This window comes from Dokdonella sp., from assembly GCF_051958935.1.
GTDB lineage: Bacteria > Pseudomonadota > Gammaproteobacteria > Xanthomonadales > Rhodanobacteraceae > Dokdonella_A.
This window is the reverse complement of the sequence record NZ_JBQCFP010000130.1, coordinates 1-12,935: the sequence shown is the minus strand read 5'-3', so window position 1 is coordinate 12,935 and position 12,935 is coordinate 1. Positions and strand designations below refer to the sequence as shown.

Below are 12,935 nucleotides of genomic sequence, written 5' to 3'. Positions count from 1 at the left end.
TGGGGGGGCCTCGCGGGGGCCGACGCCGGCACGGCGGTCTAAGCGCTGGTGGCGGCGCTCGTGCGCGCCCCGCCGCACCCCGCCGTGTTCATTGGCGTCGGCAACGCGCGCCGCGCCCGCGGCGACGACGCCGGCGCACGCGATGCGTACGCGGCGGCGACCCAGGCGCAGCCCGGCCATGTCGGCGCGTGGTGCAACCTTGCCGCCGCCGAACTCGCACTCGGCGACGCCGCCGCCGGCGAAGGCGCCGCGCGCCATGCCCTCGCGCTCGCGCCGGGCCATCCCGAAGCGGCGTTCGTGCTCGGCCACGCGCTCGCCGCCCAGCGGCGCCACGCGGAGGCGGAAGCGGCCTACGCCGCCGGCGAACGCGCCCTGCCCCGCGATGCACGCTTCGCCTATCAGCGCGGGCTCATGCTCGAGGAACAAAAGCAGTTCGCGCGCGCCGCCGATGCGCACGCGCGGGCGCTCGCGCTCGACCCGCAGCTTGACGCCGCACTCGGCCAACTCGTGTTCCTGCGCCGACAGCTCTGCGACTGGCGCGGACTCGACGCGCTGTCGGCACGCCTGCGCGCGCGCGTCGCCGCGGGTGCGCCGGGCCTCGCGCCGTTCGGTTTCCTCGCCGAACCCGCCGGCCCGGACGAACAGCTGCGTTGCGCCCGCACGCACGCGGCGACGATCGAGCAGCGGGTCGCCGCGCTGCGCGCGCGCAACGCCTGGCAGCACGTCGCGGGCGACCCGCGGGCAGCGCTACGGGTCGGCTTCGTCGCCAATGGCTTCGCCAATCACCCGACCGCGCTGCTCGTCGTCGCCTTCATCGAGGCGCTGCGCGCGGAGGCGGTCGAGATCCACCTGTTCTCCACCGCGCCGGCCGACGGCAGCGTGCTGCAGCGCCGCCTGCAGGCGGCGGCGCACGCGTGGCACGCCATGCACGCGGCGAGCGCGAGCGGGCTCGCCGAAGCGATCCATGCCGCGCGCCTCGACGTGCTGGTCGACCTCGACGGCTACTGCGCCGGTGCGATGCCCGACGCACTCGCGCTGCGCCCGGCGCCGTTGCAGGTCAACTGGCTCGCCTACCCCGGCACCCTCGGCGCGCCCTGGATCGACTACGTGATCGCCGATCGCATCGTGTTGCCGGAGTCGCTGCACGCGCAGTTCTCCGAACGCGTCGCGTGGCTGCCACGCTGTTTCCAGCCGTCCGATCCGACGCGCGAGGTGGGCATTGCGCCGCCGCGCGAGGAGTGCGGCCTGCCCTCCACCGGCGTGGTCTACGCCTGCCTCAACAACAGCTGGAAGCTCGATCCTGCGACGTTCGAGCGCATGCTCGCGGTGCTGCGCGCCGTGCCCGATGCGGTGCTGTGGCTGCTGTCCGCGAGCGATGGTGCCGACGATCGTCTGCGTGCGGAGGCGAGGCGGCGCGGCATCGAAGCGCAGCGCCTCGTGTTCGCGCCGAAACTCGACCATGCGAGCTACCTCGCACGCTATCGCCATGCGGATCTGTTCCTCGACACCGCGCCGTACGGCGCGCACACGACCGCGTCCGACGCGATCTGGGCTGGCTGCCCGGTGCTGACCGCGCCCGGTTCGACCTTCGCATCGCGCGTCGCGGCGAGCCTCAACCATCATCTCGGGCTGGCGCAGTTGAACGCGCCCGACGATGCAGCGTTCGTCGCGCTCGCGATTGGACTCGGCCGCGATGCGCAGGCGCGCCACGCGTTGCGCGAAGCCGTCGCGACGCGCCGCGACGACAGCGGCCTGTTCGACATGCCGGGCTATGCGCGCGACTTCGCGGCCCTGCTCGCGCGGATGGCCGAGCGCCGTCGTGCCGGTCTCGCGCCGGCGCCTTTGCACTGACGCGGCGACGCGCTACGCTGGCCGCATGACCGCACAAGCCGAATTCGTCGCGCTCGATCTCTGCGTGCTCACCGTGTCGGACACGCGCACGCCCGACAACGACACCTCCGGCGATTACCTCGCCCTGTCATTGGGGCAGGCCGGCCACCGCCTGCGCGAGAAGCGGATCGTGCGCGACGACCGCTACCTGATCCGCGCCGTCGTCGCCCAGTGGATCGCCGATGCCGGCGTGCACGGCGTGCTCGTCACGGGCGGCACCGGCTTCACCGGGCGCGACTCGACGCCCGAAGCGATCCGCCCGTTGCTCGACAAGGAGATGCCGGGCTTCGGCGAGATGTTCCGCATGCTGAGCTTCGAGGAGATCGGCACCGCGACCATGCAGTCGCGCGCATTCGCCGGCCTCTCCAACGACACCTTCGTGTTCTGCCTGCCCGGCTCGACGTCGGCCTGCCGCACCGCCTGGGAAAAGCTCATCCGGGCGCAGCTCGACGCGACCACGCGGCCATGCAACCTCGCCGGCCTGTTGCCACGGCTGCGCGAACGCTGACGCGCGGTACCGCGGGTTCGCGATGACGGGCGCGTGACGCGCTGCAACGGAGCGATGCGGTGAAGGAATTGAAGCGCAAGGCCTACGAACGCACGCTCGAGGACCTCTACGAGGACCTCGTCGCCCTGCAGCGCTGGATCATCGCGAACGGCAAGCGCGTCGTGCTGGTGTTCGAGGGCCGCGATGCCGCAGGCAAGGGCGGCGTGATCAAGGCGATCAGCACCCCGCTGAACTCGCGCTACACGCGCGTCGTGGCGCTGCCCAAGCCAGGCGAGCGCGAGTCCTCGCAATGGTATTTCCAACGTTACGCGCAGCACCTGCCCGCGGCCGGCGAACTCGTGCTGTTCGATCGCAGCTGGTACAACCGCGCCGGCGTCGAGCACGTGATGGGTTTCTGCACGCCCGCGCAGTACCGCCGCTTCCTCGAGGACTGCCCGGTGTTCGAGCAGCTCATCACGGCCGACGGGCTGATCCTGCTCAAGTACTGGCTTGCCGTGGACCAGGAGCAACAGGAGCAACGCTTCGCCGAGCGCGCGAGCGACCCCCTCAAGCGCTTCAAGATCTCGCCGGTCGATCTCGAGGCGCGCACGCAGTACGCGGCCTACGGCAAGGCGCGCGACGCGATGATCGCGGCGACCAACACGAAATGGGCGCCTTGGTTCGTCGCCGACTTCAACGACCAGCGTCGCGGCCGCCTCGACGTGATTCGCCACCTGCTCGCACGCCTGCCGGAACGTGCCGCGCCGGACAAGCCGCTCAAGCTGCCCAAGCTCAAGGGCAAGCCCGCGCGAGAGCATCTGGCGGACGGGAAGCTTTGGATTCCGACGACAAAAGCTTGAGACACGAAGCACACTGGGCACACGAAGAATAATCGACGAGCATCGCGGGTTCGTGGCTCGTCGAAGACGGCCATGAAAAAGGGGCGCATCATGCGCCCCTTTTTCTTCCTTCGTGCGCCCGGTGTGCTTCGTGTTTCAATCTTTTCGGGATACAGCGCACACGTATCACGGGCGGCGTTCGAGTTCCGGGTTCTCGCGCGCAACGGGCATGAGGTCGGTCTTCGACACGCCGAGCCAGTAGAGGATCGGGTTGGCGAAGAAGATCGACGACAGCGTGCCGATGACGATGCCGACGAGCATGGTCAGTCCGAAGCCGTGCACGGCGGGACCGCCGACGAAGTACAGCGCGAACATCGACAGCGACGTCGTCAGCGAGGTCATGATCGTACGCGACAAGGTCTGGTTGATTGCCTTGTTGAGGATCTCGTACGGCTCCGCCTTGCGCGTCAGGCGGAACAGTTCGCGCACGCGGTCGAACACGACCACCTTGTCGTTGATCGAGTAGCCGATCACCGCGAGCAGCGCGGCGAGCACGGTCAGGTCGAACTCGAGCTGGGTGAGCGAGAAGAAGCCGAGCGTGAGGATCGTGTCGTGGATTTCGCTCGCGATCGCCGCGATCGCGAAGCGCTTCTCGAAGCGGATGCCGATGTAGATCATGATGCCGAGCATCACGAACACCGCCGCGACGATACCGTCGTTGCGCAGTTCAGCGCCGACAGACGAGCCGACGAGGTCGGGGTGGCGCTTGAGCGAGACGTCGGCGCGCTGTTTCTTGATCGTGTCGATGACGTCGCGTCCGACCTTTTCGGCGTCCTTCTGCTCTTCGGTCGGCTGCAGGCGGATCGACACCTCGCGCGTGCCGCCGACGCTCTGCACCTGGGCGTTGTGGAAGCCGCCCGCCTCGAGTGCGGCGCGCACCTGGTCTGTCTGCACCGGCTCCTCGAACTTCGCCTCGACCAGCACGCCGCCGGTGAAGTCGAGCGCATAGTTGAGCCCGCGCGTGGCGAGCAGGCCGAGCGAAACGAGTATCAGCAGCGCCGAGATGACGATGCTGACCTTGCGGCCGCCGAGGAAGTCGATCTTGCTGTTGGGATTGAACAGTTCCATGGGTGTCGTCCGTCAGGCCGCCGAGCCGCGGGTGTAGCCGCTGCCGATGGAGAGGCCCTTGAGCTTCTTCTTGCCGCCGTGGATGAGGTTGGTGACCGCGTGCGTGACGGTGACCGAGGTGAACATCGAGGTGAGGATGCCGATGAACAGGGTCACGCCGAAGCCGCGGATCGCACCGGAGCCGAGCGTCATCAGCGCGAGCGCCGCGAGCAGGTGGGTCACGTTCGCATCGAGGATCGTCGCCCATGCCTTCTCGTAGCCGGCGCGGATCGATGCGAGCGGCGTCGAACCGTTGCGCAGTTCCTCACGGATGCGCTCGCAGATCAGCACGTTCGCGTCGATCGCCATGCCGAGCGTGAGCACGATGCCGGCGATGCCGGGCATGGTCAGCGTCACGCCGATCGCGCTCATGATCGCGAGCAGCAGCACGAGGTTGAAGAACAGCGCGAGGTCGGCAATGAGGCCGAACAGCCAGTAGTAGAACGCCATGAACACGAGCACTGCGCCGAGACCGAGCAGCACCGCGTAGATGCCTTTTTCGATGTTCTCCTTGCCGAGGCTCGGGCCGATCACGCGCTCCTCGACGATATCGGTCGGCGCGGCGAGCGAACCGGATCGCAGCAGCAGCGCGAGGTCGGACGCTTCCTTGTTGCTGCCGAGACCGGTGGTCTGGAAGCGGCTCGAGAACACGCCGTTGATGCGCGCGCTGCTGATGACCTCCTCGGTCACCTTCGTGCTTCGCACCTCCTGGCCATCGACGATCTTCGTTTCGGGCGTGCGCTCGACGTACAGCACGGCCATGGGCTTGCCGACGTTCTGCGTGGTGAAGTCGAGCATCTTGCGCCCGCCGTTGCCGTTCAGCACGACCGACACCGCCGGCGAGCCGGACTGCGGATCGGGCTGGCTCGACGCATCGACCATCTCGTCGCCACTGACGATGATCTTCTTCTTGAGGAGGATCGGCACCTTGCTGCCGTCGGGCGCGCGCTGGCGCATGTAGTAGAGCTTGTCGTCGGGCGGCACGATGCCGCTGCGCATCGCCTCGAACGCATCGCCTTCGGTGTCGACGGCGTGGTATTCGAGGGTCGCCTGCGCGCCGAGCACCTTCTTCGCCTCGGCCGTGTCCTGCACGCCCGGGAGTTCCACCGCGATGCGCGTCTCGCCCTGCTGCTGGATCAGCGGTTCCGCCACGCCGAGCGCGTTGATTCGATTGCTCAGGGTCGCCTGGTTCTGGCGGATCGTGTTGAGCGCGATCTCGCGGATCTTCTCCGGCTTCACGCCGGCGTTGAGCGTGTACGAATCGCCGACCTGGTTGCCGTTGGAAACGACGACGTCGGGCACCTTCGACTGGATCGCGGCGTACGCGGCGTCGCGGTCCTCGGCGCTGCGCAGTTGCACGACGACGCCCTGCGGGCCGCGGCCGACCGACTGGTAGCGGATGTTCTTTTCGCGCAGGACACCGCGAATGTCGTCGGAATAGCGCTGCAGCTGCTTCTCCATCACGTCCTTGTCGTCCACTTCCATGAGGAAGTGCACGCCGCCCTGCAGGTCGAGGCCCTTGGGCATTTCGCGCGCGCCGATCGCGCGCATCCACGCCGGAACCGTGGAGGCGAGGTTCGGGGCGACGACGTACTGGTCGCCGAGATCGGCCTTCATCGCTTCCAGCGCCTTGCTCTGCTCGTCGTTCGCGCCGACCGGCAGGCGGACCATGAGCTGGTCCTGCGCGAGGTCGATGCGCTCGAACGGGATCCTGGCCTTCTCCAGCGTGCCCTGCACCTTCTCTTTCAGTGCGAGATCGATCGTCGCGCCACGGTTCGGGTTGACCTGCACGGCCGGCTGCTGCACGTACAGGTTCGGCACGCCATACAGCACGCCGAGCAGCAGTACCACGACGACGATCGCGTACTTCCAGCGGGGGAAATCGTTCATAGGCTCTTCATCGACAGTGCGACCACGGAGGGCCGCTTCTTGATTCTCGTGATCGGGACGACGGCGCGGGCCGCGCGCATCAACTCGACTTCAGCGTGCCCTTGGGCAGTACCGCCGAAACCGCGTCGCGACGCAGCTTGACGGTGACGCCGGCGGCGATCTCGAGCGTGATGACCTGCTCGCCGAGTTCGTCGATGCGGCCGAGCAGGCCGCCGTTGGTGAGCACTTCGTCGCCCTTGCTCAGCGCCGAGATCATCGCGCGCTGTTCCTTGGCGCGCTTCATCTGCGGCCGGATCAGCATGAAGTAGAAGACGCCGAACAGGATGATCAGCGGCTGGAACGACATGATCGGGTTCGGCGCGGCGGCCGCCCCGCCCGCTGCCGCCTGGGCGTGTGCGCTGGCGATGAAGAAATCCATGGATGCTCCGGAAACGGCTGGTGTCGGGAAAACGGCGCGGCGCCCCCGCAGGGGAGACTTCGCGCCAAAAGGCCGCGGATTATGCCACGGCACCGGGCGATTCGCGCATTGCGCCGCAAAATCAACGGGATCCGCGGCACGCTCGGGCGCGGGCGGCGGGTCCGGCGCGTGCGATCCGGCCCGGCGCACGCCGCGGGCGGCCTTGGCCGCGCTATTCGCGCGCCGCGTAGAACGCCGCGACGAAGTCGGCGAGCCGGCGTTCGGCGATCGCCGCGCGCAGGCCGGCCATGAGCTCCTGGTAGTAGTGCAGGTTGTGGATCGTCGCGAGCATCGGCCCGAGCATCTCGCCACAGCGGTCGAGGTGGCGCAGGTAGGCGCGGCTGAAACCGGAGCGGCAGGTGTAGCACGCGCACTCCTCGTCGAGCGGGCGCGTGTCGCGCTCGTACTTCGCGTTGCGGATGCGCAAGGTGCCATGGCGCGTGAACAGGTGCGCGTTGCGCGCGTTGCGCGTCGGCATCACGCAGTCGAACATGTCGACGCCCCGCCGCACCGCTTCGACGATGTCTTCCGGCCGGCCCACGCCCATGAGATAGCGCGGCCGGTCGCGCGGCAGCAGTGGCTCGACGCGTTCGAGCGTCGCATTGCGCTCGTGCTCGGGCTCGCCGACCGCGAGGCCGCCGATCGCGTAGCCGTCGAAGCCGATGCCGATCAGCGCCTCGGCCGAGCGCCGGCGCAGCTCCGGGTGGACGCCGCCCTGCACGATGCCGAACAGCGAATTGGGGTTGGCGCGCTCGTCGAACGCACGGCGCGAGCGCTCGGCCCAGCGCAACGACAGCTCCATCGAGTCGCGTGCCTGCTTCTCGGTCGCCGGATACGGCGTGCACTCGTCGAAGATCATCGCGATGTCGGAGTCGAGCACGTGCTGGATGCGCATCGATTCCTCGGGCGACAGGAACACCTTCGCGCCGTCGACCGGCGAGGCGAACGTCACGCCCTGCTCGGTGATCTTGCGCTTGTGCGCGAGGCTGAACACCTGGAAGCCGCCGGAGTCGGTGAGGATCGGCCGGTTCCAGCCGATGAAGCGATGCAGTCCGCCGAACTCGCCGATCACGTCGAGTCCCGGGCGCAGGAACAGGTGGAACGTGTTGCCGAGGATGATCTCGGCGCCGATCTCCGACAGCGACTGCGGGGTCATCGCCTTGACCGAACCGTAGGTACCGACCGGCATGAACGCGGGCGTCTCGATCGTGCCGCGCGCGAACGCGAGGCGCCCGCGTCGCGCGGCACCGTCGCTGCCGAGGAGTTCGAAACGCATCGCGCTCATGCGGGCACGCGCGGCGGCAGGATCAGCATCGCATCACCGTAGGAAAAGAACCGGTAGCGCCCGGCGACCGCATGGCGGTAGGCCTCGAGCATGAACTCGCGCCCCGCGAACGCGGACACGAGCATGAGCAGGGTCGACTCGGGCAGGTGGAAATTGGTCACCAGCGCATCGACGCTCGTGATGCGATAGCCGGGCATGATGAAGATCTGCGTCTCGCCCGCGAACGGCGCGACGGCTCCGTCGTGGAGCGACGATTCGAGCGCGCGCACGACGGTCGTGCCGACCGCGACCACGCGGCCACCCCGCTCGCGCGTGCGGCGGATCTTCTCGACGAGTTCGGCGCCGACATTGAGCCACTCGCGATGCATCACGTGGTCTTCGAGCCGTTCGCTGCGCACCGGCTGGAACGTGCCTGCGCCGACGTGCAGGGTCAAGTAGCCGACGTCGATCCCGCGCGCCTCGAGGCGGCGCAGCAGGTCGGCGTCGAAGTGCAGGCCCGCGGTCGGCGCCGCGACCGCGCCGCTGTGCCGTGCGAACACGGTCTGGTAGCGCTCCTCGTCGGCAAGCCCGGCCTCGCGCTCGATGTAGGGCGGCAGCGGCATGCGGCCGAGCCGCAGCAATACCTTCTCGATCGGCTCGACGGTTTCGAAGCGCAGCAGGAAGAATTCGCCGTCGCGGCCGAGCACGCTGACCTCGCTGCCGTCGGCAAGCACGATGCGACCACCCGCTTTCGGCTTCTTGCTGACGCCGAGCTGCGCTCGCGCCTCGTGCGAACCGGTCACCCGCTCGACGAGGATCTCGACGAGTCCACCACTCGGCTTGCGCCCGAACAGGCGCGCCGGCAGCACGCGCGTGTCGTTGAACACGAGCAGGTCACGCGGCTGCAGCAGCTCGACGAGGTCGGTGAAACGCCGGTCCGTGATCGAACGGGTGCGCGCATCGGCGACGAGCAGGCGGCTCGCCGACCGCTCGGGCAACGGCGCCTGCGCGATCAGGTCGGGCGGCAGGTCGAAGTGGAAGTCGGATTTTTTCAAAGCGGCAAATGGGGAATGGGGAATAGGGAATGGTAGAAGCGATCAGGGCTCCGGTGTGAACCATTCCCTATTCCCCGTCCCATTCCCGCTCAGAGCCACCCCTTCTGCCGCGCCAGCCGGTACGCCTCGATGCGGTTGCCCACTCCGAGCTTGCCGATCGCCTCGGACAGATAGTTGCGCACGGTGCCCTGCGACAGGCCGAGCCGGTCGGCGATGTCGCCGGCGGACAGGCCTTCGCCGGCGAGGCGCAGGACCTGACGCTCGCGGTCGTTGAGCGGGTCGGCGTCGGACCAAGCCTCCACCGCCAGCTGGGGATCGATCGCGCGCCCGCCGCGGTGCACCTTGCGCAACGCCTCGGCGAGCTGTTCGGCCGGCGCATCCTTGAGCAGGTAACCGCCGACGCCGGCTTCGAGGGCGCGGCGCAGGAAGCCCGGACGCGCGAACGTCGTCACGATGACGACCTTGCACGCGAGTTCGTGGCGCTGCACGCGCTGCGCGAGTTCGAGCCCGGTGAGGCCCGGCATCTCGATGTCGGTGACGAGTACGTCCGGCTTGTGCTGCTGCAATGCGCGCCACGCTTCTTCGCCATCCGCGGCGCCGCCGACGACGTCGATGTCGGATTCGAGCCGGAGCAAGGCCGACAATGCGCCGCGAACGAGCGCCTGGTCTTCGGCGAGGAGGACGCGGATCACGAGCGAGCGGTTCCCGTTGTCATGGCGGACGTGGCGCCGCGACGACGGACTTTAGCAAGGATGCCGGCCCGTGCATGCGCCGGCGATGCGCGTTCAGCCGGCCGCGACGGTGTTCGCGACGCCGGCCGCTTCGGGTGGCAGCGGCACGACGACGACGACGCGCGTGCCGCGGCCGCGCGCCGACTGGATCTGGAGGCGCCCGTCGAGCAGGGCGAGACGCTCGCGCATGCCGCAGAGCCCGTTGCCGGGCACGATGGTCGCGCCGATGCCGTCGTCGCTGATCGCCAGCCGCGCCTCGCCGCCGGCGACGACCACGTCGACGCGGGCACGCGTCGCCCGGGCATGCCGCTGGATGTTGGTGACCGCCTCGCGCACGGTCAGCGCGAGCACGGTTTCGATGTCGGCCGGCAGCGGCGCCTGTGCGAGGTCGTATTCGAGCCGCACGTCGCTCGACTCGAGCAGCAGCCGCGCGGAGGCGAGTTCGGCCGACAGGCCCGCGGTGCGGATGCCGGTTACCGCGCGCCGCACCTGGCCGAGCGCGTCGCGCGCGACGCGCTCGACATCGGCAATCTCTCGCCGCGCCGCGTGCGGATCGCGCTCGAACAGCTTGACCGCGAGTTCGGACTTCAGCGTGATCAGTGACAACGTATGGCCGAGCAGGTCGTGCAGGTCACGGCCGATGCGCTCGCGCTCGGCGAGCGCGGCGAGCCTGCGCACTTCGTCGTGACTGAGCTTGAGCTCCGCCAGGCGCAGGCGCTTCTCGTGGTGGAAGTGGTTCGCCGCGCTGATCGCGAGCCCGACCATCGCGGTGATCGCGACCGACAGCGCGATGTACTCGCCGGGCCAGCCGAGCAGCCACAGTTCGAGCGAAAAGAGGACGAGGGCGCCGGCGATGATCTCGATGAGGCGGCGCAGGCTGATGCCCGCGGCACTCGCGCAGGCGCCGGCATAGATGAGATACGTGTTGGCGCCGGTGTTGACCGCGATGAGCGCGTAGCCGAGCAGTGCGATCGCCGCGCCGTAGTAGAGCCGGCGCCGTCCGCACACCTGCAACGCGCGAAGGTAAAGCGGCAGGAATACGCAAACGCTGAGCATGGTCGGCGGCAACCAGGTCGACGTGGGCCGGCCGTTGTAGTTGAGGAACAGGAAACCGAGGTAGAGCAGGCTCCACAGCGGCGCCCAGCCCTGCTCGGCGAGGTCCGGCGACAGGCGCGTGCGAAACCAGCCGAACGTTGCCTTCCGCGCCATCGTGCCACCCGCGAGCCATCGATCACCCGGCATGATACGCCCCCTCCTCTTCAGACGTGCGCGCCGAGCATGTCGGCGACCACGATCAGCGCATAGACCACCGCGGTCACGAACAACCGGGCATGGATCGTGCGCATCGGACTCCTCCTCAGGCGCGCGCGAGGCGCCGGCGTGCGAGCGCGACGAAGACGAACGTGAACGCCATGAGCGCGGCGACGTGCGGCGTGATGGCTTCGCCGGGCGCCTGCCCCACTGCCGCGAGTGCGATACGGCCGAGGTGCCAGGACGGCCAGAGCGGTGCGATCTTGCCGACGAACGTGGGCAGCATCCCGAGCGGCATCCACAAACCGGACAGGAACGACATCGGCAGGTAGATGAGATTGGCGATGGCCGGTGCCGCCTGTCCGCTGGCGACGCTGCCGAGCCAGAGGCCGAGCGCGCACAGCGGCAACACGCCGAACAGATCGGCCGCATACAGAGACAGCCATGCATCGGCGGGCAGGCGCACGTCGCCGAGCGTCGCCGCGAGCACCCCGAGGATCGCGAAGATGATCGTCGCGAACAGCATCGCCATCGCGAGCTTGGAGGCGAGATAGGCGCCCGGCGGCATCGGCAGGGCGCGCTTGAGCGCGAGCCAGCCGCGTTCGCGGTCGAGCGCCACGGTGACGCCGAAACCGAACAACGCCGGACTCATGACGCCGAATACACCGTAGGTCGCGAGCAGGTACACATTCGCCTGGAAACCGGCGCGCTCATGGAACAGCACCGCGAACAGCACGTAGAACATCGGCGGAAACAGCAGCGTCGGCAGCGCGAACGACGGCGCACGCAGCAGGCGAAGGAATTCGTTGCGCGCCTCGAGCGCGTAACAGCGCAGGCGCGGCACGAGTGCCACGTTCACAGTGGCTGCGGTCATCAGGCGGCCTCGCGCGTGATTTCGACGAATGCCTCGGCCAGGCCGGCGCGTTGCACTTCGAGCTGGCTCAAGTCGCTGTCCTCGAACAGCAGCTGGCGCACGACGGTTTCCGCCTCGTCGGTGACGATCTCGATGCGCTCGCCATCGCGACAGACGCTGCGCACTTCCGGCCAGGCGCCGACGCGCGCGGCGTCGAGCGCGCTGACGCAGCGGATGCGTCGCTGCGAGACGCGCGCGCGGATCTGCTGCACGCTGCCGAAAGCGACGATGCGCCCGCCGGCGAGCACCGCGACACGGTCGGCGAGCGCTTCGGCTTCTTCGAGGTAGTGCGTGGTGAGGACGATCGCGCAGCCCTCGCCGACCATGCGGCGCAGGGTGGCCCAGAGCGCGCCGCGAGCCTCGTGATCGAGGCCGGTGGTCGGCTCGTCGAGGAACAGCAGGCGCGGCTTGCCGCAGATCGCCAGCGCGAATTGCACGCGGCGCTGCTCGCCACCGGACAGGCGTCCGTAGCGGCGGTCCATGACGCCGCCGAGGCCCGCCATCGCGATGCAGTCGTCGACCGATCGCGGCGCGGAGTAGTAGCTGCGCGTGAGTTCGAGCAGTTCGCGCACCTTCAGCGATTCCGGCAACCCGGCCGACTGCAGCATGACGCCGCAATCGCGGCGCGCTTCCATGGCGCCGGGCACGTGACCCAACACGCGTGCTTCGCCGCCGTCGGCCGGCTTGAGGCCGAGCGCAATGGCGATCGCGGTACTCTTGCCCGCGCCGTTGGGACCGAGCAAGGCGAGCAGCTCGCCCGCGCGCACGTCGAGGTCGATGCCGTCGAGCGCGGTCACCCGGCCGTAGCGCTTGCGGACGGCGTGCCAGGCCACTGCGGCGGACTGCGCCTGCTGCATGGAACCTCTCCCGTGCCGGATCGCGGGGCCACTTTCGGCGGCATTCGAAAAACCCCCCAGAATCAGGCGTGAGGCCGTGCTGTTGAGGCTTGTAACGTGGTTCAGCCGCGCCGGGTGCGGGGTACGGGGGTGCC

General features: G+C 69.0%; 12 protein-coding genes. 3 read left to right on the top strand and 9 right to left on the bottom strand.

What is annotated here, in order from left to right:
- Positions 1 to 60 precede the first annotated feature (60 nt).
- From ACTHK2_RS12880 to ppk2, 3 genes are read left to right on the top strand one after another with little or no spacing between them, the layout of a single operon-like run.
- A complete protein-coding gene (locus ACTHK2_RS12880) occupies positions 61 to 1,851 on the top strand; it encodes an O-linked N-acetylglucosamine transferase, SPINDLY family protein (protein WP_440246125.1) in 1,791 nt (596 codons plus the stop codon).
- 25 nt (positions 1,852 to 1,876) lie between these two features.
- Complete coding sequence (gene moaB / locus ACTHK2_RS12875; protein WP_440246124.1) at positions 1,877 to 2,398, top strand: molybdenum cofactor biosynthesis protein B; 522 nt, start codon at positions 1,877 to 1,879, stop codon at positions 2,396 to 2,398.
- 59 nt (positions 2,399 to 2,457) lie between these two features.
- Complete coding sequence (ppk2, locus tag ACTHK2_RS12870; RefSeq protein WP_440246123.1) at positions 2,458 to 3,237, top strand: polyphosphate kinase 2; 780 nt, start codon at positions 2,458 to 2,460, stop codon at positions 3,235 to 3,237.
- 165 nt (positions 3,238 to 3,402) lie between these two features.
- Here ppk2 and secF read toward each other — a convergent pair whose 3' ends face one another.
- From secF to ACTHK2_RS12825, 9 genes are all read right to left on the bottom strand, one after another.
- Positions 3,403 to 4,344, bottom strand: a complete 942-nt coding sequence (gene secF, locus ACTHK2_RS12865; protein WP_440246122.1) for a protein translocase subunit SecF — start codon at positions 4,342 to 4,344, stop codon at positions 3,403 to 3,405.
- A gap of 12 nt (positions 4,345 to 4,356) precedes the next feature.
- Positions 4,357 to 6,273: a protein translocase subunit SecD gene (gene secD / locus ACTHK2_RS12860; protein WP_440246121.1), complete on the bottom strand. Its 1,917-nt coding sequence runs from the start codon at positions 6,271 to 6,273 to the stop codon at positions 4,357 to 4,359.
- A gap of 79 nt (positions 6,274 to 6,352) precedes the next feature.
- Positions 6,353 to 6,691 (bottom strand): preprotein translocase subunit YajC, encoded by a 339-nt coding sequence (yajC, locus tag ACTHK2_RS12855; RefSeq protein ID WP_440246120.1) that lies wholly within the window; start codon positions 6,689 to 6,691, stop codon positions 6,353 to 6,355.
- Positions 6,692 to 6,902: 211 nt separating this feature from the next.
- Positions 6,903 to 8,015 (bottom strand): tRNA guanosine(34) transglycosylase Tgt, encoded by a 1,113-nt coding sequence (gene tgt, locus ACTHK2_RS12850; RefSeq protein WP_440246119.1) that lies wholly within the window; start codon positions 8,013 to 8,015, stop codon positions 6,903 to 6,905.
- The gene (gene queA, locus ACTHK2_RS12845; RefSeq protein WP_440246118.1) at positions 8,012 to 9,049 is read right to left on the bottom strand and encodes a tRNA preQ1(34) S-adenosylmethionine ribosyltransferase-isomerase QueA; all 1,038 of its coding nucleotides are present in this window, start codon (positions 9,047 to 9,049) and stop codon (positions 8,012 to 8,014) included. Before queA ends, tgt begins: the two co-directional genes overlap by 4 nt.
- A gap of 89 nt (positions 9,050 to 9,138) precedes the next feature.
- Positions 9,139 to 9,741 carry a response regulator transcription factor gene (locus tag ACTHK2_RS12840; RefSeq protein ID WP_440246117.1) on the bottom strand — a complete coding sequence of 201 codons (603 nt, stop codon included), beginning with the start codon at positions 9,739 to 9,741 and terminating at the stop codon, positions 9,139 to 9,141.
- Positions 9,742 to 9,834: 93 nt separating this feature from the next.
- Positions 9,835 to 11,022, bottom strand: coding sequence for a sensor histidine kinase (locus tag ACTHK2_RS12835; RefSeq protein ID WP_440246116.1), 1,188 nt, complete (start codon positions 11,020 to 11,022; stop codon positions 9,835 to 9,837).
- 115 nt (positions 11,023 to 11,137) lie between these two features.
- Positions 11,138 to 11,905: an ABC transporter permease gene (locus tag ACTHK2_RS12830; RefSeq protein ID WP_440246115.1), complete on the bottom strand. Its 768-nt coding sequence runs from the start codon at positions 11,903 to 11,905 to the stop codon at positions 11,138 to 11,140.
- Entirely contained in the window at positions 11,905 to 12,801 is an 897-nt protein-coding gene (locus ACTHK2_RS12825; protein ID WP_440246114.1) for an ATP-binding cassette domain-containing protein, read from the bottom strand. The genes ACTHK2_RS12830 and ACTHK2_RS12825 overlap by 1 nt, the downstream gene beginning before the upstream one ends.
- Positions 12,802 to 12,935 lie beyond the last annotated feature (134 nt).